The organism is Pseudomonas sp. Pseusp9 (genome assembly GCF_059491265.1).
This window is the reverse complement of record NZ_CP168500.1, coordinates 3,329,191-3,353,739: the sequence shown is the minus strand read 5'-3', so window position 1 is coordinate 3,353,739 and position 24,549 is coordinate 3,329,191. Positions and strand designations below refer to the sequence as shown.

Sequence of the window (24,549 nt, the reverse complement as noted above, 5' to 3'; positions counted from 1 at the left end):
GGGGGATTGGCGCCTAATAAAAATAAGGAAGGCAGGTATGAGTATTCGTGCATGGGGCTGTGCAGCAGCCCTGCTCGCACCCGTTCTGGGTGCCAGCGTTTTGTTCCCCTCAATGGCTTGCGCCGCAGACGATCCGATGGGGTCGCTGGTGCGCAATGTCTTCGGCGACAGCCTTGAGCGCGAACATGGCATCAAGATCTACGGCTGGGCTCAGGCCGGTGTGATCTATAACAACAACGGCACGGACGACGTCAGCAAGCAAAGCTTCTTCAATACCGACGAAGGTGTGAACCTCAACCAGTTCGCCCTGGCCGTGGAGAAGAAACCCAGGAGCAATGTGATCGGCCGCGTCGGGCCGTTTCCCGGGGCCATGCCGCAAGAGGCTGACTGGGGCTTCAATGTCACGGCGCTGTACGGCAAGGATGCGCGCTTCTTCAAAACCTACGGCTGGGATGAAGACTTGAGCGTCAACCGCAACAACAAGGCCGAAGATCCGGCATTCACCATCGCCCAGGCGTACGCCGACTTCTACTTTCCGGTGCTCGGCGGTTCGGACCTGATGATCGGGATTTTCCACACGCCGCTGGAAAACGAAATCGGCTTCGCCTTGCCATCTCCAGCGCCGACTGACTTCTACTCGCACACCTATTCGTTCATGCACGGCCCGGCCAAACATGCCGGCGCGCTGTACTCGTTCAAACTGCCTTCGAAACCGGGCGAAAGCATGCTCGGCTTCGAGCTGGGCGTGGTCCAGGGCTGGAACAACCTGCAAGACCCCAATCACTCGCCGGACGTGATCGCCAACGTGCGCTGGCGCTCGGCGGATTTCGGCACCTGGATCGACTGGGAAAACATCTACGGCAATGGCGCCGGCGACAGCTTCGCTGAATGCAGTTGCGGTTCGCCGCTGCCGGCGGGTACCAAGGACGACGATCTCAAACGCCTGGCGTCTTACCTGACCCTCTCCCAGGTGCTCGACCCGAACAATCGTGTGGCGCTGGAACTGAACTACGGCAAGCAGGAGCAGGGCGCCTTCGCCGGGTTCGCCAACAAAAACGATGCCACCTGGTACGGCACCGACGTCAACTGGTACCACAAGCTAAGTGACAACCTGATGTGGAACAGTCGCGCCGAATGGTTCTACACCGATGCACCGGTGCACGTGATGATGGCCAACATTGACCCGCACACCGGCATCCCCGACCCGACCTGGGGCAGCTTCTACGGCGTTACCACTAACCTGGCCTGGACGCCGACCCCCAACGTGCGCCTGCGCCCGGAGCTGCGTTACGACATCCATTCCGGCCCCGGACGCGATGCCTACGCCGATGGGCAAAAGGACTCGCAACTGGTCGGCTCCTTCGACGTCAGCTTCTTCTTCTAGACCGGCTTCTTTCGTTTACCCCTGACCCTGCGTGCTGGCCCGGCCACACGCTGCGACCCTGTTCGTCCAGGCTTTTGGAGTATTTACATGACAGATAACAATGACAAGAACCTGTTTGGCCGCGATTTCTCGCGCCGTGATTTTCTGCGCAGCACCGCGGTTACCGCTGGCGGCGTGGCGTTGACCAGCCTGCCGTTCAACTTTGCAATCGGCGGCGAGCGGGTGATCAGGCTCGGCTATGTCAGCCCGCAGACCGGGCCGCTGGCACCGTTTGCCGCCGCCGACAACTACATCATCGAATCGCTCAGGCAAGTGTTGAAAAACACCATTAATGTGGCCGGCAAGGCCTATCGCCTGGAAGTCATCGTCAAGGACAGCCAGTCCAACCCCAACCGCGCGGCGGAAGTGGCGAGCGAGCTGATTCTCTCGGACCAGGTCGATCTGATGCTGGTGTCGTCGACCCCGGAAACCACCAACCCGGTCTCCGACCAGTGTGAAATCAACGAGATTCCGTGCATTTCCACGGTGGCGCCGTGGCAGCCGTGGTTCTTCACCCGTGGCGGTAAACCGGATCAGGGTTTCGAGTGGACGTACCACTTTTTCTGGGGGCTGGAAGATGTGATCGGCGCTTACAGTGCGATGTGGGGCGCCATGCCGTCCAACAAGGTGGTCGGTGGTCTGTTCCCCAACGATGGCGACGGCAACGCCTGGGGCGATCCGAAACTGGGCTTTCCACCGGTGCTGGCGCAAAAGGGGTTCCAGTTGGTCGACCCAGGTCGCTTTCACAGCCTGACCGACGATTTTTCCGCACAGATTGCCGCGTTCAAAAAGGCTGACGTCGAGATCGTCACCGGTGTAGTGATCCCGCCGGACCTGAGTACCTTCTGGACCCAGGCCCGCCAGCAGGGCTTCAAACCCAAGGCGGTGTCGGTGGGCAAAGCGCTGCTCTTCCCGACGGCGGTCGAAGCGCTGGGCAAGGCAGGCAACAACCTGTCGACCGAAATCTGGTGGAGCCCGACGCACCCGTTCAGTTCGTCATTGACCGGCGCCAGCGCCGGTCAACTGGCCCAGGGTTTCACCCAGGCCACCGGCAAGCAGTGGACACAACCGCTGGGCTTCGTGCACGCGCTGTTTGAACTGGCGGTGGACATCCTCAAGCGCACCGAAGAAGTCGGCAACGCCCATGCGGTTCGCGATGCCTTGCTCAAGACCAACCTCAACACCGTGGTCGGGCCGATCAACTGGAACGGCGGACCGGTGAAGAACGTCGCCAGGACCCCGCTGGTCAGCGGCCAATGGCGCTTGGGCAGAGACAATAAATACGACCTGATCGTGACCGGCAATGCCACCGCACCGGCGATTCCGCTGGGCGGCGAGATGCAGGCCATTACGTATTGATCGCGCAAAAAAGACACGGGTGCACCATGCAACAACCACTTCTGCAAATGAGCGATGTGCACAAAAGCTACGGCTCGGTGAAGGTCACGGATGCGATGAGCCTGACCCTGCAACCGGGAGAAGCCATGGGCATCATCGGCCCTAACGGCGCGGGTAAAAGCACATTGTTCAACCTGATCGCCGGCGGCGTCGCGGCGGACCAGGGCACAATCCATTTCGAAGGTCGCGACGTCACTCGCGAGCCGGTGTTCAAGCGTTGCCGGCAAGGCATTGGGCGCTCCCATCAGATTCCGCATCCGTTCGTGAAAATGACCGTGTTCGAGAATTTGCTGGTGGGTGCGACATTCGGCGCGAAGTTGCGGGACAAGGAGGCCAGCCAATGGTGCGCGCAGACGCTGGAGCTGACCGGTCTGATGCGCAAGGCCAACGTGCTGGCTGGCTCCCTGACCTTGCTCGACCGCAAACGCCTGGAAATGGCCCGCGCCCTGTCGACCCGGCCGCGTCTGTTGTTGCTGGACGAAATCGCTGGCGGCCTGACCGAACCCGAATGCCTGGCGCTGGTGGAAACCATTCAGGGCATCCACAAGTCCGGTGTCGCCATTATCTGGATCGAACACATCGTGCATGCCTTGCTGGCGGTGGTCAGCCGTCTGACGGTGATCAACTTCGGCGCCAGACTGGCCGAAGGCGAGCCGCGCAGCGTCATGGCCGACCCTCGGGTCCAGGACATCTACATGGGCATCGGGAGCTGACGCATGTTGACCATTGAAAAACTCTGTGCCGGTTACGGCGACTTTCAAGCGTTGTTCGACATCAGCCTGACCCTGGATGCCGGTGAAACCGTGGCGATCATCGGTTCCAACGGCGCGGGAAAATCAACGTTTCTGCGTTCATTGGCCGGGCTGATCAACAACCGGCCCGGCGCGATCACCTTCAAGGGCCAAGCCATCGGCGTCATGGCCGCCAACCAGGTATTGGAGCGAGGTATCGCCTTGGTGCCGGAGGGCAGAAAGCTGTTCCCCTCGCTGACGGTCGAGGAAAACCTGCTGATCGGCGCCTACAGCAAACGCCCAGGTCCCTGGACCCTGGCGCGGATCTACCAGCTGTTTCCGGTACTGGAAAAACTGCGCAAGCGCCCCGGTACTGCGCTGTCCGGCGGCCAGCAGCAAATGGTTGCGATTGGCCGGGGCCTGATGGCCAACCCGCACTTGTTGTTGTGCGACGAAATCAGCCTGGGCCTTGCGCCGACGACGATCAAGGACATCTACGCCGCGCTGCCCTCGATCAAGGCCGACGGCACCACGGTGATTCTCGTCGAGCAAGACATCAATCAGGCGCTGAGTGTCTGCGACCGTTTCTACTGCTTCCAGGAAGGGCGCGTGTCCCTGACCGGGCGCCCAGGGGATGCGGACAAAGCACAAATCAAAGCCGCGTATTTCGGGATCTAGTGATGGAATGGCTCAATACCTTGCTTCAAGGCGTATTGCTCGGCGGCCTGTACGCGATGTTCGCGGTAGGGCTGTCGCTGATGTTCGGCATCATGCGCCTGGTCAACATCGCTCATGGCGACTTCATCGTGCTGGCGTCGTACCTGGCGCTGATGGTGGTCAGTCATCTGGGGTTCAGCCCGTTGGCCAGTTTGCTGATCGTGGTGCCGCTGATGTTCTGTTTCGGCTATCTGCTGCAACGGTTGTTGCTCAACCGCACGCTGGGCACGGACATCCTGCCGCCGTTGCTGGTGACGTTCGGTCTGTCGATCATCGTGCAGAACGTCTTGCTGGCGTTTTTCAGCGCCGATAGCCAGAAGCTGTCCCAAGGCGATCTTGAGGTGGCCAGTGTCGGCATCGGCAGCTTGAGTGTGGGGGTGATGCCGCTGATCGTGTTCGCCAGTGCCTTGCTGATCATCGGTGGCCTGCAACTGCTGTTCTACAAGACCTCGCTGGGCCGGGCGTTTCGCGCCACGTCCGATGACCAGCACACCGCCCGGCTGATGGGCATCAATAATGCGCATATCTTCGGTCTGGCCATGGCACTGGCGATGGCGGTGGTGTCGATTGCCGGGATATTCCTGGCGATCCGCACCAGCTTCGACCCCACCGTGGGGCCGGCGCGCCTGCTGTACGGTTTCGAAGCGGTGATCATCGGCGGCCTGGGCAGTTTGTGGGGCACGCTGGCGGGCGGGGTGATTCTCGGTGTCGCGCAAGCCCTGGGCGCGAAGGTCGATCCCGGTTGGCAAATCCTCGCCGGTCACCTTGTGTTTCTGCTGATCCTGGTCGTGCGTCCGCGTGGCCTGTTTCCCCGGAGTGTCGACTGATGAATGCATTGAACAATCCCGCGCTCGCCTGGCGCGTACAACGCACCACCCTCAGCAGCACGATTGGCCTGTCCTTGCTCGGCCTCTGTGTACTGGTGTTGCTCAGCGCGCCGTTGTGGGCCGAACGCGCCAGCCTGCGACTGGTGGTGGAGTTCGCCTGTTACCTGGCCCTGGCACAGATGTGGAATCTGTTGGCAGGGTACGCCGGCATGGTCTCGGTGGGGCAGCAAGCCTTTGTCGGTCTGGGCGGCTATCTGCTGTTCATGCTGGCGAGCCAGTTCGGTGTGCCGCCATTGTTCGCGGTTCTGCTCTGCGGGGTAGTGGTGGCGTTGCTGGCGATTCCGACGGCGCTGATCGTCTTTCGCTTGCGCGGTGCTTATTTCGCCATTGGCACATGGGTGGTGGCGGAGGTCTTCCGTCTGGGTCTGGCGCAGATGAGCAGCCTCGGCGGCGGGTCCGGGCAAAGTCTGCCGGCGGCGATCGTGCGGCAAATCGGCACTGACCGGGACGGGCGCGAGACGCTGATCTACTTCACCGCGCTGGCCATCGCCATTGCCTCCGTGGCGGTGGTGTTCTTCCTATTGCGGTCGCGGCAGGGGCTGGCCCTGGCCTCGATTCGTGATTCGGAACCGGCATCCGGCAGCCTCGGGGTGGATACGTTTCGCACGAAATTGATGGTCTATGTGCTGGCAGCCGGGTGCACGGGGGTTGTCGGGGCGTTGATTTTCCTGCAAAAACTGCGGATTTCTCCGGACGCGGCGTTCAACCTGCAGGACTGGACAGCGGTGGTGATCTTCATCGTGATCATCGGCGGTATCGGCACCCTGGAAGGCCCATTGATCGGCACGCTGATTTACTTCGTGTTGCGCGGCTGCCTGGCGCAATACGGTGCGGTGTACATGATCATCCTCGGTGTAGTGGCGGTGGTGATGATGCTCAAGGCCCCGCAAGGGGTGTGGGGGCTGATCAGCGAACGTCTGGGCTGGCAGGTGTTCCCGATGCAGCGACGGTTATCCGTTCAGCCCCGACCATGACCTGTAGGCGCGAGCTCGCTCGCGATGGAGGTTGACGATGACGTGGGTAACCTGACTCAGCGCGGCGCCCTCTGGATTTTCGCGAGCAGGCTCGCTCCTACAGGAGGGTTTTCGCCCTGGATGTGGAGCGACAGGCTAACCTCGTTGTTCATATAAGAACAAAAGCCTCCAGAGAACCTGCCCATGGATCGTTTACTCAGTGTCGAAGCCTTTGTGCGGGTGGCCGAAACCGGTAACTTCGCCAAGGCCGCCCAGCAACTGGGCGTGACCCGCTCGGTGATCACCCACCGCATCCAGCAACTGGAACAGTTCATCAACGCGCCGCTGTTTCATCGCAGCACCCGTCATGTACGGCTCTCCGAAGTGGGTGAGACCTACTACAAGGAGTGCGCGGACATGGTTGCGGGCTTCAACTCGCTGACCGAGCACATGCGCGAACTACGGGCCAAACCCACTGGCAAGCTGCGGGTGCAGATGTTGCCGGGGTTCGCCATCGGTCACTTTGGCCGCATGCTGGCCGAGTTCACCCGACTGTATCCGGACATCGAGGTCGACGTGATCGTCAACGACCGCGTGGTGGACCCCATCGAAGAGGGCTTCGATGTTGCGTTCCAGATGTTCCCACCCATGGCCGAAACCCTGATCGAGCGCAAGCTGTTCAGCGTGCGCCGAATGTTCTGCATGTCGCCCGATTACGCTGACGAGTTCGGTGTGCCGACCCATCCCCAGGAGTTGCTGCAACACAAGATCGCCTTGTACGAAGGTTATCCGTCACGCAACCGCTGGATCTTCACCCGCGAAGACGAGCAAGTGGAGCTGAGCCTGCCGGGCCAGGTGCGTTCGAACTCGGTGCATTTGCTGCGTGATTATGCGCAGACCGGTGTGTGCATTGTCTGCCTGCCGACCCTGGTGGCCAGCGATGACTTGCTCAGCGGCCGGCTGATTCCGGTTTTGCCGGAATATGCCTTGTCCTCGTTCAACTTTTCCGCAGTGTATCCCGCCACGCAGCGCCGGGCCTTGAAAGTCCGTACGTTGATCGACTTTCTGGTGGACAACTTCGGCGATGAGCCATGCTGGGACAAGCCCTTGCTGGAGCGTGGCTGGGTGCGCTGAGCCAATACACGAAACCTGTGGGAGCGAGCCTGCTCGCGAATGCTTTGTGTCTGGCGACGTTGTTTTTGTGTACATATCCGTTGTTGTGGTCACGGCCACTAACGGTTCCGCTTTTACAGCGGGTTACTTTGAAAAGCCTGTAGGAGCGAGCTTGCTCGCTCCTACAGGGATTGAGGTGACGCCAGTGTTTGCATTTCGCGAACACTGTTGTCGCCAGCTCTCTAATTGTCCCCGCCAGGACTCGGACGTACTGTTGGCTCACTGTTACTACAACAACAAAACGGTGAAAACCATGAGTAGCGCTGCAATCGAAACGGTCTTCGGCTCGCTGGACAACTACACCAAAGGGTCGGTTGAAATCATCAGCGGCCAGGCCAGTCACTACGCCTTTTCCAACATTTTCGAAGTGGCCGATCTTTCCGGCCCTTACGAAAAGGTCGTGGTCGGTTACAACCTCGGCTACGTCGTCGAAACCCTGCGCGCCGAAGGTCAGTCGCCCTGGTACACCGCAGCACACGACGAGTTCGCAATCGTCATGGACGGTGAAGTGCGCGTGGACTTCCTCAAGCTCGATGCGCCATTGAAGGCCGGCGAGGGCACTCACCTGGCTGGTGAAATGCCGGCGGGCAAGCCGATGGGCTATGTCCTGCTCAAGCGCGGCCATCAATGCCTGTTGCCGGTCGGCAGTGCCTATCGCTTCGAAGCGAGCCGCCCGGGCGTGATCCTGCTGCAGACCATCAAAGGCCCGTTGTCGGTGGAGAAGTGGGCTGACATCTGCTTCAAGTGATCTGCCCGGCCCGACCGTCCAACCCACAACAACAAGAGGAATCCCGCCATGGCCATGCTTGAAACCGCTGCCGAAACCGCCCATTTTGCCGACGATGAAGTCCAGTCCAGCGCTCCCCACGCCATCACCGGCTACCGCTCATTCAAACTCGGCGCCTTCGAACTGTCGCGCGACGAGTATTTCGCCCGCATCACCTGGCCGGCCAAAGGCCAGACCCGCTCGCACCTGATCCCGGTCGACGCCTTCCTGCGCGCCATGATGCGTGACGTCGCCTGGGGCTTTTTCTATGGCTGGGTCAACTTTGACCACGTCATCGGCACCCGCAACTACTACGGCAAGGTCGACCTGTACGCCGGCACCTTCAACGGTACGCTCAAGGCGGCCGGGGTCAATTACACCGAAAACTTCGAAACGCCGCTGATCATGGCGACCTTCAAGGCCATCCTGCGGGACTGGACCAATGCCACCTTCGACCCCTTTGCCGCACCGGAAGAAACCGGTAGCGCATTCGGCCGCAAGAACGGCAACAACATCGAAGCCATCGAGCGCTCCCGCATCGCCACCAGACGCATGCCGGGCCTGAAGGATGACTCGCCGCTGCGTGACGACCTGCCGGTCAACCGCCAGTTCATCGACGTGCCGCAGGACGAACCGGAAGTGCATGCCGCCGAAGGCTTCGAGGGCGAACTGCATGCCTTCAACCTGTTCAAGTACCTGTCGCGCTCCGACGTGACCTGGAACCCGTCGGTGACCTCGGTGTGCAAGGCCAGCCTGTTCTGCCCGACTACCGAGGAATTCATCCTGCCGGTGTTCCACGGCAACGACCGCATCGAGTGGTTCCTGCAAATGTCCGACGAAATCATCTGGGACGTCGGCGACAAGGACGACGGCAATCCCCGTGCGCGCATCACCATGCGTGCCGGCGACATCTGCGCCATGCCCGCGGACATCCGTCACCAGGGCTACTCGACCAAACGCTCGTTGCTGATGGTCTGGGAAAACGCCACGCCGAATCTGCCGCAACGCTACGAAAGCGGTGAACTCAAGCCGTATCCGATCGAGTTCTAGGACCTCGTGTCCGGCCCGGCCCCGCGCCGGGCAGAGCCCTCAAGAACCACTTCAGCAAACACTGCGCCAGCCGCGCGGTGCGAGGAAACCATTATGCAAAATCAGCTTTATATCGATGGCTGCTTCGTGGATGCGGTCGCCGGCGGCACCATTGACGTAGTGTCGCCCCACGACGGTTCGTTGATCACCCGCATCGCCGCCGCCGAAGCCGCTGACATCGACCTGGCCGTTGCCGCCGCCAAGCGTGCCTTCCCAGCCTGGTCGGCCCTGGGGGCGGCCGAGCGCGGGCGCCTGTTGCTCAAACTGGCGGACAGGATCGAGGCGTGCAGTGAAGAGCTGGCCCAGCTCGAATCCCTCAATACCGGGCACCCGCTCCGTGACTCCCTTGGCCTCGATGTGCCGCGCACGGCGGCGTGCTTCCGTTATTTCGGCGGCATGGCCGACAAGATCGAAGGCTCGGTGATTCCGGTCGAAGCGGGGTTCCTCAACTATGTGCAACGCAAGCCGATTGGCGTGGTGGGGCAGATCGTGCCGTGGAACTTCCCGCTGATGTTCACCAGCTGGAAAATGGGCCCGGCGCTGGCGGCGGGCAACACCATCGTGATCAAGCCTTCGGAAATCACCCCGTTGTCGACCTTGCGCATTGTCGAGCTGATGACCGAAGTCGGCTTCCCCAAAGGCGTGGTCAACGTGGTGCCGGGTTACGGCCACACCGCCGGGCAAGCGTTGGCCGAGCACCCCGATGTGGGCAAGATTGCCTTTACCGGTTCGACCGCCACCGGGCGCCGGATCGTCGAAGCCTCCAAGAGCAACCTCAAGCGTATCCAGCTGGAACTGGGCGGCAAGGGCGCCAATATCGTGTTCGAGGATGCCAATCTCGACGCGGCGGTCAACGGCGCGGCCTGGGCGATCTTTCACAACCAGGGCCAGGCCTGCATCGCCGGCTCGCGACTGATCCTGCACAAAGACATCGCCGATCGGTTCCTGGAGCGTTTTATCGCCCTGGCCAAGTCCATCCGCCTGGGCGATCCGTTGGATCCGGCAACTGAAATGGGGCCGCTGACGTCGGCGCTGCACCGCGACCGGGTGCTGGCATACATCGACATAGCCATCGAGCAGGGCGGCAAGGTCCTTGCCGGCGGCAAGGCACCGGACGACAAGGCATTGGCCAATGGATTTTATGTCGAGCCGACGGTGGTTGAAGCCAGGCCCGGTGACCGCGTTTGCCAGGAGGAAGTCTTCGGCCCGTTCGTGACCGTGGTGCGTTTCAGCACCGATGAAGAAGCCCTGGCCATCGCCAACGACTCCGAATACGGACTGGGCAGCGGCCTGTGGACGCAGAACCTGAGCCGCGCGCACAAAATCGCCGACGCGATTCACGCCGGCATGTGCTGGATCAACTGCTACAAACGGGTCAACCCGGGCAGTCCGTTTGGTGGTGTCGGCCAATCCGGTTACGGACGGGAAATGGGTTTTGAAGCGATCCACGATTACACCGAAGCCCGTTCGGTCTGGGTCAATGTCGACGCCAGCATCCCGCCGTACTACAAACGCTGAGGCCAGCCATGAATCCATTCGTTTATCAAAGCCTGCCGACCCGCGTGGTGTTCGGCTGGGGCAAACTCTCGGCGCTGGCGGAAGAAATCGAGCGCTTGGGCGCCCGGCGCGCGCTGATTCTCACGACGCCGGAACAACACGGGCTCGGTGAGCAGGTCGCCGCGTTGCTCGGTGATCGTGCGGCCGGGGTCTATCCCAAAGCCGTGATGCACGTCCCGCTGGAAGTGGCACAAGCGGCGCGCGTGGAGGCGGCGCGGCTGGAGGCCGATTGCTGCGTGGCCATCGGTGGTGGCTCGACCATCGGCCTGGGCAAGGCGATCGCGATGGATTCCGGCCTGCCGATCGTGGCGGTGCCGACCACCTACGCCGGTTCCGAGATGACGCCGATCTATGGGCTGACCGAAAACCGCCTGAAGAAAACCGGGCGAGATCCCAAAGTCCTGCCCAGGACCGTGATCTACGACCCGCAATTGACCCTGACCCTGCCATCGCAGATATCGGCCTGCTCGGGCATGAACGCCATGGCCCACGCGGTCGAGGCCCTGTACGCCCAGGACGCCAACCCGATCATCGGTTTCATGGCTGAAGAGTCGATACGCTCACTGGCGCAGGCCTTGCCGGGCGTGGTCAGCAATCCCGATGACCCCGAGGCGCGCAGCCAGGCGCTGTACGGTGCGTGGCTGGCGGGCATTTGCCTAGGCTCGGTCGGCATGGCCTTGCACCACAAGCTCTGCCACACCTTGGGCGGCACGTTCAATTTGCCCCATGCCCAGGCGCACGCCATCGTCTTGCCCCACGCCGCGCAGTACAACCGCGAAGCGGCGGCGGGGCCCTTGCAACGGGCTGCACGCGCATTGGGCGGGAGTGAGGCGAGTGAGGTCGGTGCCTTGTTGTACGCACTGAACCAGAAGCTGGGTATTGCACTGGCCCTGGCAGACATCGGCTTCCCGGCAAACGGCCCGGCCGAAGCTGCACAAATCGCCTGCGCCAGTCCTTACTACAACCCACGGCCGTTTGAACAAGGTCCGATCGAGGCGTTGTTGAACCGCGCCCTGACAGGTCAGGCCCCCGCCTGATCTGCCAGCCACCCTGATCGTCGTCGGAATGACAATAATGACCGATAAAGACAAAGCCATAGAGTCACTGATCTCCCAACAGGCGGTGAACAGCTTCAACGATACGCCCAACGCGCGTTATAAACAGATCATGCAAAGCCTGGTGCACCACCTGCATGCGTTTGTCCGCGAAGTCGAATTGACCGAACAGGAGTGGTTCGAAGGCATTGGTTTTCTGACCGACACCGGGCACAAATGCGATGGCCTGGTGCGCCAGGAGTTCATTCTGCTGTCGGACACTCTGGGCATATCGATGCTGGTCGATGCGATCAACCATCGGCACAGCGCAACGGCCACCGAAACGACGGTGTTCGGGCCGTTCTACATCGACGGCATGCCCGAGCGCGAGTTCGGCGAAAACATGGCCTTCACGCCGGGTGAGCCGGCACTGGTGCGCGGGCGCGTGGTGGACACCCAGGGCAATCCGTTGGCCGATGCGGTACTCGATGTCTGGCAAACCGCCGAGAACGGCATGTATTCAGGGCAAGACGTCGAGCAGCCGTTCGGTAACTTGCGTGGGCGATATCGCACTGACGCCGATGGCTACTTTGCGATTCGCACGATTGTCCCGGTGGCCTACCCGATACCGACCGATGGCCCGGTGGGGCGCATGCTCGATGCCGCCAACCGTCATGCGTGGCGGCCCGCGCACCTGCACTTCATGATCGAGGTGCCGGGTTATCGCAAGCTGGTCACGCACCTGTTCAATCACGATGATCCGTACCTGGCGTCCGACGCGGTGTTTGGCGTCAAGCATTCGTTGCAGGTGATCTACGAGGCCCGGCACACCCATGACATGCTGTCCGCCCGCCTGGGTATGGACGTGCCGTTCAAGCGTGCGAGTTACGAGTTCGTCATGGAGAAAGCGTGAGTCATGGGCCAGTTCTTTGCGGTATTCGCCACTGACCATCCGGGCTCGCTGGCTTTGCGTCAGCGTCTGCGGCCCAGTCACCAGGCACATTTGCGTGCCACCGGGGAGCATCGGGTGGTTGTGCGGCTCGGTGGCCCCATCCTCGACGATGCCGGCACGGCTATGAATGGTACGTTGCTGGTCATCGAGGCGGGCAGCCTGCCGGAGGTGGAAGCGTTCATGCAGGACGATCCCTATGTGCAGGCGGGCCTGTTCGCCAGCATCCACATTCGCCCCTGGCACTGGAGCCTGGGCAACCCGGAATTGCGCGGTTTTCCATGACCACCATTACCTTGTGTCAACTCGATGATATTGCCGACGGCGGGGCGTTGGGGCTGCCGCAGCACCGGCAATTGCATCCCGCCGGGCTGGTGGCGGTGCGCCAGGGCGAACAGGTATGGGTGTACGTCAACCGTTGCCCGCACTTTTCGGTGCCGCTGGACTTCGATCCGCAGCGATTCTGTACCTACCGAGGCAACGTCCTGATGTGCGCCCATCACAGCGCAATGTTTCGTTTCGCCGACGGGCACTGCATCGACGGCCCGTGTAAAGGCGCGCAACTGGAGGCCGTGCCGGTGCGTTGGGTCGGCAGGCGACTGGTGATGGAGAGCGATTTCACCGTCGGTCAGTAACCGGGTGGCTGGCGAGGGCTGATCTAAACTCCTTTGGGTGTGAACCACGGTCATCCGGAGGACTTCATGAAAAGGTTGTCACCCATCACGCTGTGCCTTGCCTTGTCGGTTTTCAGTGCCCCGGGATGGGCGCAATCGGTGGTACCGATGAAAGGGCAGAGTTCGCAACAAACCCAGGCTGACATCAACGAATGCAACAGCATTGCCGCTAGCCAGAGTGCTTCGACGGCTTCCACGCCTTCCGGCGGGAGGGTCAAGGGCGCTGCTGTCGGGGCGGCTGCCGGCGCGACCGCGGCCCAGGTGCGCGGCAATCAGCACGACGAGGTTTATGATCGCGTCGACGATAGCAGGAAACAGGACTATCGCCAGAACCGTGCCAAGGAGACGGCGGCGGCTGGTGCTGTGGTTGGTGCTTCACGCCAGCGTCAGGAACGCCGGGAGCAATCGAAGACCACCCAGGCGAACACCGCGTCGGCCTACACCAGTTGTTTGCAGGGCAAGGGGTATCAGGTCAATCCTTGAGTCAGGTGCAGGTATCACTGTGTGAGCGGGCCTGGTTCGGGCGGCGTACCGACGAAGGGGACCTGACTGAGTACATATCCATTTTTTGGGTAACGGCGACTTGGGGTTTCGCCCTGACGGCGACTCACTTTTTTTACAAGCGCCTAAAAAAAGTAAGCAAAAAAACGCTCGCCCCGAACGTCCGGCCCCTCGCCTGGGCTCGGGGTTCCTTCGCTCCGGTGTCCATCCGGGGGCATTGCCCTCCGGTCGGCTGCGCGCGACCTACATGCAATGAGTTCGACTGCGTCGAACGGCGCTGCGCGCCATTCCCCGGATGAACACCTCCGCTCAGCCTGCCGAAGGGGCGGGTGGATCAAGATCAAAAGCGGCAGGCGAGCTAACGCTCGGCCTGTTGCGTGGTGAAAAGCTTGGGTGTATGCCGACCCATTGTAGGAGCGAGCCTGCTCGCGATGGACGTCAACGATGACGCGGGCGGCCTGAATGCCCGCGGTGTCCCGGCGTTTTTAGCGAGCAGGCTCGCTCCTACAGGGATCTGCAGTGTTTTGAGCAGGCGCCAAACCGGCAGGGCGAGGTTGTCTGCCCGGTAAGTCTGACAACCGTTCATCGGTGAACTACGCTGCGATACGTACCCTCGATTCGAATTATGTGAAGTAAGGATCCGACACATGCGGAGCAGGCTGCTCGCTGTAATGTTTACTGTTTTCGGGATGTTCTGGTCGTGGCAATTGTGGGCCGAAGACGCTCCGAAAGCGGTTGATGCTCCCGTTGAATTGAAAGTGGCCAACCGCAGCATCATGGTGTTTCGCGCGAGCGTCCTCGGCGAAGCACCGGCGTCGCGAGTCAAACGGGCGAAAGCGATCATCGGTGAGGCGCTGGATGAAGAGAGCGACCTCAATGTCACCCTCGACCCGATCTCGAAAAGCTACATGGTGCTGCTGGGCAGCCGGCGTGCCTTCATCGTGTCGCCCAAGGACTTCGACGAGACCGAATACGACTCGGTCCAGCAGGCCGCCGAAGCCGCGGCCGAGAAGCTGCGCCAGGTCGTGGCCGAAACCCGGGAAGCCCGCAGCCTGCGATTGATCCTGCGTTCCGCAGGCGCCGCGTTGCTGGCCACCGGCGTTTACATCGGTCTGCTGTTCGGCATGTCGCGTGTGCGGTGTAGAGTGCTGAAGAAACTACCCGAACTGATGCATCGGCACACCCAGGCTCTGAAAGTCGGAAGGGTTCCGCTGCTCGACGCCAATTACCTGTATCCGTTGGCCAGCCGCCTGCTGGAGCTGGTGCGCTGGGCCGTCGTGTTGCTGCTTACCTATGAATGGCTGGGCTTTGTCCTGTCACGTTTTCCCTATACCCGTCCCTGGGGCGAAAGCCTTAACAACTATCTGCTGGAGCTCGGCGGCTATCTGCTGCAAGGGATCGTCGGTGCCATTCCCGGCCTGGGCGTGGCGCTGGCGATCTTCTTTATCGCCCGCGGTGCGACCGCGTTCATGCGGCGGATACTGCGGCGCATGGCGGCACCGGGAACCCTCAGCTGGCTGAACCATGAAACCCTGCAACCGACCCAACGCCTGACGTCGCTGGCGATCTGGCTGTTTGCCCTGGCCATGGCCTATCCGTACCTGCCGGGTGCCGGCACCGATGCGTTCAAAGGCTTGTCGGTGTTGATCGGCCTGATGATTTCCCTCGGTGCCACCAGCGTGGTGGGCCAGGCGGCAGCGGGGTTGATCCTGACCTACACCCGGACCCTGCGCCCCGGCGAATTCGTGCGCATTGGCGACTACGAAGGCACGGTGACTGAACTGGGCATGTTTACCACCAGCATCCGCACCGGTCTGGGCGAGGTGCTGACGCTGCCCAACTCGATGATCACCGGCACCGTCACCAAGAACTACTCGCGGGTCGTACAAGGCCCCGGTTATGTGGTCGACACCGTCGTGACCATCGGCTACGACACGCCGTGGCGGCAGGTGGAAGCGATGTTGCTGGAGGCGGCAAAACGCACGCCGGGGATTCTCGAAGTGCCGCCGGCCCAGGTGTTTCAGACGGCGCTGTCGGACTTCTACCCGGAATACCGACTGGTGGCCCAGGCCATTCCCAGTCAGCCCCGGCCGCGAGCGGTGTTGCTGAGCATGCTGCACGCCAACATCCAGGATGTGTTCAACGAATACGGCGTGCAGATCATGTCGCCACACTACCTGGGCGATCCGCAACAAGAGAAATGGGTGCCCAGGGACAAGTGGTACCAGGCGCCCGCACAAGAGCACAAGGAATCCTGATTACGCCTGGAGGGGAGGCGGGGGCGAGCGTTGCGGCGAGTGCGTTGAGCGACCGGCACGGCCGCTCGGTTACAGCGTTGTTAAAACAGAATATAGGCGGATGCGGTGGTCTGATTCAGGTTGATCTCTCCGACTTCCAGAACTTCGTATTCAGCGCGCAGGCCGATGTTGCGAAAGACATCCATCTCCAGGCCGACTCCGTAGGTCAGATCAACCCCGGTATCGTCGTCGGTGGCATTGCCGTCGGCGTCCCAGGCGTGCGCACCGACGCTGCCGAACACACGCAACCGATCACCTATCGGAAAGCCGACATGGGCGGCAGCCTGGGCCGACTTGCCTTCGAAATCGACATTCTTGTCCTTGAATTGACCGAGATCGACGTAGGCACCCTCGAAGGCCAGGTAGCTATTGACGCGATACCCGGCATAAACCTTGTAGCTGGTGTCGTCGTCGTCCAGTCTGGATTCGTCGCTCTGGATGCTGCTTACGCCAGCTCCAAGATATAAACCTTTGTCATCAGCGATAGCCTGAAAAGACAGCAGCGATAGCAGTGAAGCGAAGCCAAGGTTTCGAAGTAGCATCTGTAGTGGAGTCCTTGTACAGGTTTTGGTGTTAGGGTTCGGCGTGCATTTGAGGGGCCTTGAGTGGCTAATGGAAATCATTGATTGATATTTTCGAGTCGTAGGGCGGGATGTTTGCCGGACATTGGAAGTAGCGTCTTGCCAACGCTTGAATCGGCAGCTCTTTGGAGAACAACCAGCCTTGTGCCAATAGAACTCCCTCCGAAACCAGGTGCGGCAATTGCTCCTGAGTCTCGACACCCTCGGCGACCACCTTCAGTCTTAGCGACCTGGCCAACTGGGCAATGTGTCGCCACATGGCATCCCTGGCCGCGATCTTGTCGTCGGCGATGAGTGAGCGATCTATTTTCAGAATGTCGAAAGGCACTGAATCCAGGCGCGAGAGGCTGGAATAGCCGATGCCGAAGTCGTCCACGGCAATGCGATGACCGCACGCACGAAGCCTTCGCAATTGCATCGCGGCAGGCTTCTGGTCGAGCAGGATCCTTTCGGTGATTTCAAACGTCATGGCGGACGCCGGCATGCGATAGGTCGCCAGCAGGCTGGCGACAAAGTCCGGAAAGGTCGGGTCCTGAATATCCCGGGCGGAAAGATTCACCGTTATGTAGAAGTCTTTGCACGCCCAAAGGTAAGTGCTGTAGTCCTCCGCCACTTGGCGAATCACCGAACGCGTAAGTTGGCGGATCAAGCCGGACTTCTCCGCCACCGCAATGAACACATCCGCGGGCACAGGGGTGCCGTTGACGTCCCAGCGCGAGATCGATTCGGCGCCAACCAGATAGCCCGTGGTCAAATTGACGATAGGCTGATAGTGAACACCCAGCTCATTGGCTTTTATGGCATTGCGCAGTTGCACGGCAGTAGAGGCGTAATGCCGCTGGGTACACCTTGCGAGCAAGAGCAGCGCTGCGAACAGACACACAAGGCCAATGAACAATTTGAATTTGAGACCTGACAGGTAGCTCAACGGAAGCGAAATGACGGCGATCAGTTCATTTCGGTTGCCGGCAAAGGCGATGAAGACCTTGTCTGCCGAGGTCACGAGTTCTTCAAGGTGGATTGGCTTCTGCGTCGTCAGAGCGTGGGGACTGGTAGAGGCAATGGGCACCGCGCCGCCGGGGCCGATGAGGTCCAGTTGCAGGTCCTCGGGAAGATTCAGATTGTCGAGCAGGATCTTCTTGTTTGCCCAGACGTAGGTTGACTGTTCCGACACAATGATAAAGTCGGTGTCTGCAGAAACCGCGTGGCCGGTATCGACCCAATAGGTTCGCTTTCCTACGGAGAACTTGCGCTTTGCGTTATCGGACAGTATCGACGGGAGTTCTTGTCCGTAGGAGGAACAGATCTTGCCATTCGATAACTGGATGGCCGCCTGATCAACAAATCGCAGGTTCTTGACCAGGTCGGCCAGTTGGGAATATTGCTCCTCGGAGCATTCCCGGCCCGAACGGTCAAGATCGCCGAGGCTTCCCAGTACCTTGTCGATCTGTGCATTAGGCTCGACTTGAGCCGCACGCAGATCGGCATAAACGTTATTCAACTTCCGTGCAATGAATGGCTCTGCCAGTAATCCGGCGCAGAACCATGCGGCCCAGCCCGCAGCGGCAATCAGACATACAGTGACTGCGTGCCTTCCAGGTAACGCTTTATATATGGCAACCATCGAAAACCCCGAGGTATCAATATTTCACTGTGCACCTTGTCATCACGTATTAAACGTTTTCAGTACCAGTCAATTGCCCAGGCCAACAAGATGCCGCTGGCGTAGGCGGTAATGCACAGGATGATCTTCTGCTTGAGCGCAAGTGTGTTTATTCGATGATGCATGCTTATCTCCTTGAGTGGGCAAATAAGCAATTGTGGGTACCTGTGCATGGTGAAGCGTAATTATTAATCGTTATTTGCAGGGTCTTGATAAAAGTGCGTCAGCGAGCAGGTTGTACGCGGCTGAGTTCGTATTCCTGGGCTTGGCCAGGCTGCGTCTGGCGGTTTCCGACGGTGTCTCTCCGTAAGCAAGCTGATAAGCCTTGGAAAACCGACCCAAATGATGAAAGTTCCAGAACATCGCGGTTTCTGTCACGGTGGGCCAGGTTTTATTAATCAGGTCGCGACGGGCACTGGCGAGTCTCAAGTTCCTGATATACGCGATTGGCGACATACCGAAGGTTTCAATAAAGCCAAAGTGCAGGGTGCGGGTTGTGGTTTCAAGCTGCCTTACGAGTGATTTTATGGTGAGCGTCTTTTTTGTATTTTCATGAATATATTTGATGGCTTCTATTGCCACCTTCCTTCTTGTCGGGACTTTACGGCTGAAGCCGCCAGCGGGCGTCAATGCCTGCAATAGAGAAGCAAGTACCGCATCAGCGTCGCTGATGTCGACACAGGAAGCGCTGATGGCTTGAGCGGCGGATCGTATGAATTGAAAGTTTTCAGCCTGGAAACTGTGTTCTGTTCTGATTGCAAGTATATCGATGGCCGAGTGACGTTGGCGGCACCGGTCATAGTGCTCCAGTGTTGTGGTCAGGGTGAACAGTGTTTCATTCGGTTCGCAGGTGTAATGCACCGATTCATTGCTGTGCAGTACGATGATTTCGTTGGGTCGCAGTTTGTGACTGTTGACCACCGGGCGACCGATCGGGGCCTGCGAGATGGCGAATGTCACGCATCCGGCAGGGACGGCGCTGACCAGCGTGACAGATGAGTCGAACTCTAGACGACTGCACTGGAGTTCGGGGCTGTGAAAGAGCTTATGTTGGCGAATGTGCGCCTCATGCTCAGTCGGGATAAGGCTCATTTCCCATTTGCCTATCGTTCTGTTCAGTTGGCATGGCAAGGCAGAAGACAAATGAAAGATTTCGTCGGGCGGTGCGATACTCATGAAGTTGAAAGCTCATCTGTTAAATGATTAGGGTCAGGCAATGACTGTCCGCGCAGCGGTGTCAGAGTCCCCGGATCAGTTCCAGTTCCGCCGAAAATGCGTACTTGCTGTCCATTGGAGTGTCGTCCATGTGTTGGACGTTGCGCGGGTCAACCTTGGCACTGAAGATTTTCGATTGGGGTCTCATCGGGTCAATGGCGGCAGCTGAAAATGAATGAAAGTCGTCAATGCGATAACCCGTTTTTATCTGGTAGCCAGTTTTCACAGCACTTGGGGCCTTCTTGTTGGTTTCTGCACACGTCAATTTTGCACTGTAGACTCCCTTGTCGTCGGCCATGGCCTTGAGAGAAAGCAATAAACCAAACGACACGGTGACGAGGTTTTTCAGCAGCATCGAGGCGATTTCCTTATTAACAGTTTATTCAGGCAGAACGTAGTATCAGCTGCAGCTCTGCCACGGATCGGTCTGCAAATAATCTCACCCGGATGGCACCTGCCAAAATCAAAAACTCATATTTGTCAGGTCGTCAGAAGGGGCCAGTCAGCGCCTGCATCGGCCTCATAGCCATATGCGCGAGTTGGCGTAACGCGTGCCGGTATCAACTTGTGGTGGGCCAGAGAGAGGGAAATCACTTTCCTGCTCGTCTGTTTGATACTCATTTTCGGTTTGAATTTTCAGATGCGACAGTTTCTGGCGGTCATCGGGGCTTGTTTCGATTTCAAAATATTCAATTGTCGTGCTTTCGACGGCGTGCTCGTCATGCGCTAGCGAATAAAGTGGCATGGCAGACAAAAGCAGTACCGCCAGGAACCCGAAAGTCGGCGATTTGCTGGTTTGCAGGAAGTGCATGGCTTTCACTTGATTCCCCTGTATAGGGCATTGTCCCGGACGGGAATCAAGCAGGCTCGATTCCAGAGATTATCGGCCGGTGATTTTTTGCTGGGGCGCCATCTGATTCAAATCAATAACTGTTATTTTTACCTCGAAGATTCTTTGACATGAACCTGTGCCAGGCCGGTGTCGAGTCGGTGCGCCAAGGCGACTAATGGTTCATGCAGCGCAAGCGGCCTAGTTCATGCAGGTAAAAACACACGGCGTTCTTGTTCGGTGTTGGAATCAACTCGTAGTTTAGTATCGCACCTTCTTGCAGGACGTATTGGCGCCTGAAGAACAGGTCGGGGGTCTTTTCAATGGCAAAGAGTTCATTGTCCTGACTGAGTTTGACGTTCCTGACTTGAATCTGCACGTGTGTTTTGTTTTCTCCGATGATATTCGCCGATATGGTCGCATTGCGGATTTGTCCATTCAGGCTTTCCAGCGTGGTTCCAGTCAGTCGACCATGTCCGATGGTCAGGTATTCTTCGGTGTTGAGCTGGTTGAGGTCTTCCAGCCATTGCCGGGTTTTGGTTTGATAGCTGGTGTTTTCCATGTAGTGCGAAGGAGAATAAAAAAAGGAAAAAATGCAGATCGCATTGATCAGGGCAATAATCGGCCAGTGAATGATCTGCGGAACTTCAAACTTCATAAGGTGACTTCCAGGCATTGGCGAATCATCAAGGCGAGGTCTCTTTCACTGCTGTTCAATTGCAGGTTCGCGGTGCTTAGATCCGGGCGAATGCACGAAACGGAATAGTTGGCTTTATACAGGTTGATCCAGACTTGACCTTTCAGGCTTGGCGGCAGCTGTTCAGATTGTTTGGCCGACAGTTCCATCAGCGCTTGTGCCTCGGCCAGGTCATTGCCTACGGCGTGGATGACCAATCCATTCCTGTCGACGCTGGATACTTCAATTTTTGGCGCATCGAAATCGAATTGAAAAACAGTAAAGGCAACGACTGCCAGCGTAACGATGTAGGCGATCAGTTGGGCCTTTGTAATGCCGATGGTTTTTCCGGTTTTACCTGAGGGTGTTGGTGGCCCATCACTAGCAGGTGGCGGTAGTTGTCCAGCGTCGGGAACAGGTAGCTGCGCAGTTTCCTCCGGGGGAGTTGGTACATCAGCTGCTGCATCGACTATACAGTTGCGGTTGAAGCAATATCCGCGTCGAGGAACAGTCATCAAGATCTCGTGATCCCGACTGTCATTAAGAATATTGCGCAGTGAGAAAACGGTTTGATTCAAGCTGCCGGAGGCAACCACGCGGTCATTCCAGGTGTAGTCGATGATTTCGTCGCGGCTTTTAGTGACACCTGGTTCCATCAGCAGCAGGTCCAACAGGCGTGACTCGGCTCTGCCTAGCGTGGAATTTTGTACATCTCCATGGGGTGTTGTAATGGAAAGCACGGCGCTGTCTGGATCGAATACTGCCACAGCGCCATTTTTCAACTTGAAGGTGTGGCTCATAGAAAACTTCCGTTCAGGCGATACAGGCCTGAGTATAGGGGCCGGAGTTGGCTCGGTACATTCTGGTCTTGGAGGAGAACGAAGATGAGGGCCAGGCGGAAGGTGCACTGTGTGTCGCATTTACAATGCTGGATTGGCTCGTTTCAGCGGCATGCAGTGCGGCCGGCAACCCTGGCTGTCAGTGGCAACAGTTGAATCAAACAAAGGAAAAGCATTGCTGGATGACCCATGGTTTTTGATTTGGACACCACGAATAATGCTTGGAATGGACTCTCTGCGCTATCCGAAAACTGCAAGCTCGGGCAGGTGGATTTGCACGCAGCCAAGGTCTGAGCGGACCACCTCCGCTGTCCGGACAAGGCACTAGTTGCTATTTGAACGGGTCGAGAGTTCTCACAATACAAGTCAATGATTGTTTTTTGTGCGCCTGGCTGACGACCAGGAATTTTTGATTCCAATTAGCTTTGAACCAGGCTGGTTACAGCTTTAAATGGATCTCGAGGAGCGTTGATACACATCGTGTTCAGGGTTTGCCTGTCGTGACGTCAACAATCCTCACCTCTCGTTCAACGGCCTTTGCCCCGCGTCCTTTCATGAAGGACGCGGGGCTTTTTTTGGACCGCTCAAACACTTGAACGGTCAATTCGCTGGCTGACGCTACAGGCATTCCTGTGCGGTACGCTCGAAACTCGATGGCTTGAAGGTCGAGGCCAGCAATTGGCGCTCGTATAGATACACCTTGCCTCCATCCTGTGCCCTATGGGTTTCCAGCACGGTGTCTACGGCAACTTTGCTCGAAACGACAACCCGGTAGCTGCGTTCGCTCCCTGACACCAAAGGGCTCAGCTCTTTGTCCTTTAATTTCGGTACGAGGCAATCGACATACTGCTCGGGTGATTTGTCCGTTTGCAGCGTTGAAGTGGGATTGTTCGGGGAGGTGGCGCAACCGGCCAGGAGCCAGGAGGCGAACATCACGACAGGAATACATACAAGGCGCATGGGTGGAGCCCTCAAGTTCAATTCGGTGTGGTTCGTTGAGTCATGGGCAGGAAGGTCGGTAAGCGTTTCGGGTCATCCTGGTTACCGATCAAGGCACAACATCGTAGCCACGTTGTTGCAGGCAGCTGCTATAGACCGAGTTGTTGGCGGTGATGCTTTGCTCGCTCGCATTCAGGTTCTGCCGGCGCTCCTGTCGCTGCCTGGAAGCCCCCACGACGGCGCCCGCAGCTGCGGCACTGCGTGCCTGGTTCTGGCGATAGTCTTGCCTGGTATCGTCGTCGATCTGGTCATAGACGTTTTCATGTTGGCGGCCCCGAACTTCTGCCGCGGTGGCCCCGGCTACCGCGGCGGTAGCGGCACCCTTTACCCGGCCACCGGAAGGCACGGTGCTTTGCACCGGAAACTGCGCGTTGGCCTGGGATTGGCAGGCACTGGTGTCCTGCTGGATGGTCTGGGAAGTCTGACCTTTGAGGGGGATCAGCGTCGCCGCCAGGGCGCTGGTGCTCAGCAACACCATAAGGACCGCTAAGGTATGGGCGAGTATTTTCATCATTGAACCTCACGTCAGGCGTCGGCACGGCTAACGGTTTGTCAGAGGAAAAAGCGGCGGGGCGCCGCTTTGAAACCCCATGCCGGTCTGCCTTCCAATGCCGGTGGCCGGCAGGCACTTCCACGATTGCGATGGGGTTTGCTTGAGCATCAATGCTTGAGGAGGAGGGCCTGCATATCGTCGGTCATGCCTTTGAGTGCAACCTTGAAGTCATTGGCGACAACCGGCTGCTCGGCATTGTCGAGAGTGGCGCCGAACACCTTGCGAACGACCTTCGCGACTGGCAAACCGGTCTTGGAGTCGATCAGGTTGGCTTCGATGTACATCTCGGCAGTCTGGTCCCGATGCCCGGTGGCTGCTTGTGTTGCCCCGACAATGGCGCCGATCGGAACGGCCTCGTACCAGTGCATGCCTTCGTTGTTGGCGCTGACGTGAGTGATCGCCGCCTGCAGGATCAGCGATCGCGAATTGGTTGGCGCCAGTTGCGGATACGGGACGATTGTATAGCGACGGGCATAGGCGGTCTTGATGCTGTCGCTGGCCATCAATTGCAAGTCTTGCAGGGTCTTCAGGCTGACACGTGCGGTCGGCTTGGGTGCCGGATACAGCTCCACCTGCCGGAACACTACTGTGGAGTACGCGCGAGGGTCGAACCCCGGCGATACCCAGCGCAATACTTTCTGCTCACTCGGTGTAGTTTGCTCCTCCAGGCCCTGGTAGTTGCCCAGGAAGCCCGAGTATTGCTCTTGCTGCGCGACTTTCGAGACGCAGCCGACCTGAAATACACAGCTCAAAGCAATACCCGCAATCCATTTATTCGACATGCCCATGTGTTCGGTTCTCAAGTGATGAAAATTGTCATTCGGGTTCCGGCCTGGCGCCAGGCATTGGTCTGGGTGCCTCGTATTCGGGCACGGATAATCGCCAGTCGGTTACGCAAAGCAGGTGCTTGCACGCCGGTCAATGCGGGCCGAATGCTGCCTGCAGCAGCGGGATAATCCGAATCAATAACTCTCAAAAACTGTCAGACACAGGGGCGGTGAGTGGTCGTGCCGGCCTGGACCGGCAGCCTGACGACTTTGGGGGT

Annotated in this window: 26 protein-coding genes; 16 read left to right on the top strand and 10 right to left on the bottom strand. The window is 59.0% G+C overall.

Annotation, left to right across the window (positions count from 1 at the left end; genetic code table 11):
* Positions 1 to 37: 37 nt before the first annotated feature.
* From ACEN8E_RS15050 to ACEN8E_RS14975, 16 genes are all read left to right on the top strand, one after another.
* A complete protein-coding gene (locus tag ACEN8E_RS15050) occupies positions 38 to 1,384 on the top strand; it encodes an outer membrane beta-barrel protein (protein ID WP_495588757.1) in 1,347 nt (448 codons plus the stop codon).
* An 87-nt stretch (positions 1,385 to 1,471) separates the two neighbouring features.
* Entirely contained in the window at positions 1,472 to 2,782 is a 1,311-nt protein-coding gene (locus ACEN8E_RS15045; RefSeq protein WP_495588756.1) for an ABC transporter substrate-binding protein, read from the top strand.
* A gap of 26 nt (positions 2,783 to 2,808) precedes the next feature.
* Positions 2,809 to 3,534, top strand: coding sequence for an ABC transporter ATP-binding protein (locus tag ACEN8E_RS15040; RefSeq protein WP_495588755.1), 726 nt, complete (start codon positions 2,809 to 2,811; stop codon positions 3,532 to 3,534).
* Positions 3,535 to 3,537: 3 nt separating this feature from the next.
* Positions 3,538 to 4,230 (top strand): ABC transporter ATP-binding protein, encoded by a 693-nt coding sequence (locus ACEN8E_RS15035; RefSeq protein ID WP_495588754.1) that lies wholly within the window; start codon positions 3,538 to 3,540, stop codon positions 4,228 to 4,230.
* A 2-nt stretch (positions 4,231 to 4,232) separates the two neighbouring features.
* On the top strand, positions 4,233 to 5,096 hold the full coding sequence (locus tag ACEN8E_RS15030; protein WP_495588753.1) for a branched-chain amino acid ABC transporter permease: 864 nt from the start codon (positions 4,233 to 4,235) through the stop codon (positions 5,094 to 5,096).
* Positions 5,096 to 6,130 (top strand): branched-chain amino acid ABC transporter permease, encoded by a 1,035-nt coding sequence (locus ACEN8E_RS15025; protein ID WP_495588752.1) that lies wholly within the window; start codon positions 5,096 to 5,098, stop codon positions 6,128 to 6,130. Before ACEN8E_RS15030 ends, ACEN8E_RS15025 begins: the two co-directional genes overlap by 1 nt.
* Positions 6,131 to 6,313: 183 nt before the next feature.
* Positions 6,314 to 7,243: a LysR family transcriptional regulator gene (locus ACEN8E_RS15020; RefSeq protein ID WP_057397708.1), complete on the top strand. Its 930-nt coding sequence runs from the start codon at positions 6,314 to 6,316 to the stop codon at positions 7,241 to 7,243.
* 292 nt (positions 7,244 to 7,535) lie between these two features.
* A complete protein-coding gene (locus tag ACEN8E_RS15015) occupies positions 7,536 to 8,030 on the top strand; it encodes a cupin domain-containing protein (protein WP_495588751.1) in 495 nt (164 codons plus the stop codon).
* Positions 8,031 to 8,078: 48 nt separating this feature from the next.
* A complete protein-coding gene (locus ACEN8E_RS15010; protein WP_495588750.1) occupies positions 8,079 to 9,098 on the top strand; it encodes a hydroxyquinol 1,2-dioxygenase in 1,020 nt (339 codons plus the stop codon).
* A 93-nt stretch (positions 9,099 to 9,191) separates the two neighbouring features.
* Positions 9,192 to 10,655: an aldehyde dehydrogenase family protein gene (locus tag ACEN8E_RS15005; protein ID WP_495588749.1), complete on the top strand. Its 1,464-nt coding sequence runs from the start codon at positions 9,192 to 9,194 to the stop codon at positions 10,653 to 10,655.
* Between the two features lie 8 nt (positions 10,656 to 10,663).
* A complete protein-coding gene (locus tag ACEN8E_RS15000; RefSeq protein ID WP_495588748.1) occupies positions 10,664 to 11,731 on the top strand; it encodes a maleylacetate reductase in 1,068 nt (355 codons plus the stop codon).
* Between the two features lie 37 nt (positions 11,732 to 11,768).
* Positions 11,769 to 12,641, top strand: a complete 873-nt coding sequence (locus ACEN8E_RS14995; protein ID WP_495588747.1) for a dioxygenase family protein — start codon at positions 11,769 to 11,771, stop codon at positions 12,639 to 12,641.
* A 3-nt stretch (positions 12,642 to 12,644) separates the two neighbouring features.
* Entirely contained in the window at positions 12,645 to 12,962 is a 318-nt protein-coding gene (locus ACEN8E_RS14990; protein WP_495588746.1) for a YciI family protein, read from the top strand.
* Complete coding sequence (locus ACEN8E_RS14985) at positions 12,959 to 13,312, top strand: Rieske (2Fe-2S) protein (protein ID WP_495588745.1); 354 nt, start codon at positions 12,959 to 12,961, stop codon at positions 13,310 to 13,312. The genes ACEN8E_RS14990 and ACEN8E_RS14985 overlap by 4 nt, the downstream gene beginning before the upstream one ends.
* Positions 13,313 to 13,378: 66 nt before the next feature.
* Complete coding sequence (locus tag ACEN8E_RS14980; RefSeq protein ID WP_495588744.1) at positions 13,379 to 13,834, top strand: hypothetical protein; 456 nt, start codon at positions 13,379 to 13,381, stop codon at positions 13,832 to 13,834.
* Between the two features lie 665 nt (positions 13,835 to 14,499).
* Positions 14,500 to 16,110 (top strand): mechanosensitive ion channel family protein, encoded by a 1,611-nt coding sequence (locus ACEN8E_RS14975; protein WP_495588743.1) that lies wholly within the window; start codon positions 14,500 to 14,502, stop codon positions 16,108 to 16,110.
* Positions 16,111 to 16,190: 80 nt separating this feature from the next.
* Here the strand turns inward: ACEN8E_RS14975 and ACEN8E_RS14970 are convergent, their stop codons facing one another.
* The 10 genes from ACEN8E_RS14970 to ACEN8E_RS14925 all read right to left on the bottom strand — a co-directional run bounded on the left by ACEN8E_RS14970 (position 16,191) and on the right by ACEN8E_RS14925 (position 24,292).
* On the bottom strand, positions 16,191 to 16,691 hold the full coding sequence (locus ACEN8E_RS14970) for an outer membrane beta-barrel protein (protein WP_495588742.1): 501 nt from the start codon (positions 16,689 to 16,691) through the stop codon (positions 16,191 to 16,193).
* Between the two features lie 67 nt (positions 16,692 to 16,758).
* Positions 16,759 to 18,354: an EAL domain-containing protein gene (locus tag ACEN8E_RS14965; RefSeq protein ID WP_495588741.1), complete on the bottom strand. Its 1,596-nt coding sequence runs from the start codon at positions 18,352 to 18,354 to the stop codon at positions 16,759 to 16,761.
* Positions 18,355 to 18,588: 234 nt separating this feature from the next.
* Complete coding sequence (locus ACEN8E_RS14960; RefSeq protein WP_495588740.1) at positions 18,589 to 19,569, bottom strand: AraC family transcriptional regulator; 981 nt, start codon at positions 19,567 to 19,569, stop codon at positions 18,589 to 18,591.
* A 61-nt stretch (positions 19,570 to 19,630) separates the two neighbouring features.
* Complete coding sequence (locus ACEN8E_RS14955; RefSeq protein ID WP_495588739.1) at positions 19,631 to 19,963, bottom strand: hypothetical protein; 333 nt, start codon at positions 19,961 to 19,963, stop codon at positions 19,631 to 19,633.
* A gap of 165 nt (positions 19,964 to 20,128) precedes the next feature.
* The gene (locus ACEN8E_RS14950) at positions 20,129 to 20,419 is read right to left on the bottom strand and encodes a hypothetical protein (protein WP_495593328.1); all 291 of its coding nucleotides are present in this window, start codon (positions 20,417 to 20,419) and stop codon (positions 20,129 to 20,131) included.
* A gap of 193 nt (positions 20,420 to 20,612) precedes the next feature.
* Positions 20,613 to 21,095: a hypothetical protein gene (locus tag ACEN8E_RS14945; protein ID WP_495588738.1), complete on the bottom strand. Its 483-nt coding sequence runs from the start codon at positions 21,093 to 21,095 to the stop codon at positions 20,613 to 20,615.
* The gene (locus ACEN8E_RS14940) at positions 21,092 to 21,913 is read right to left on the bottom strand and encodes a winged helix-turn-helix domain-containing protein (protein WP_495588737.1); all 822 of its coding nucleotides are present in this window, start codon (positions 21,911 to 21,913) and stop codon (positions 21,092 to 21,094) included. The genes ACEN8E_RS14945 and ACEN8E_RS14940 overlap by 4 nt, the downstream gene beginning before the upstream one ends.
* Positions 21,914 to 22,570: 657 nt before the next feature.
* Positions 22,571 to 22,912, bottom strand: a complete 342-nt coding sequence (locus tag ACEN8E_RS14935; RefSeq protein WP_495588736.1) for a hypothetical protein — start codon at positions 22,910 to 22,912, stop codon at positions 22,571 to 22,573.
* Between the two features lie 88 nt (positions 22,913 to 23,000).
* Positions 23,001 to 23,462: a hypothetical protein gene (locus ACEN8E_RS14930; RefSeq protein WP_495593327.1), complete on the bottom strand. Its 462-nt coding sequence runs from the start codon at positions 23,460 to 23,462 to the stop codon at positions 23,001 to 23,003.
* Positions 23,463 to 23,611: 149 nt separating this feature from the next.
* On the bottom strand, positions 23,612 to 24,292 hold the full coding sequence (locus tag ACEN8E_RS14925; protein ID WP_495588735.1) for a DUF3313 domain-containing protein: 681 nt from the start codon (positions 24,290 to 24,292) through the stop codon (positions 23,612 to 23,614).
* Positions 24,293 to 24,549 lie beyond the last annotated feature (257 nt).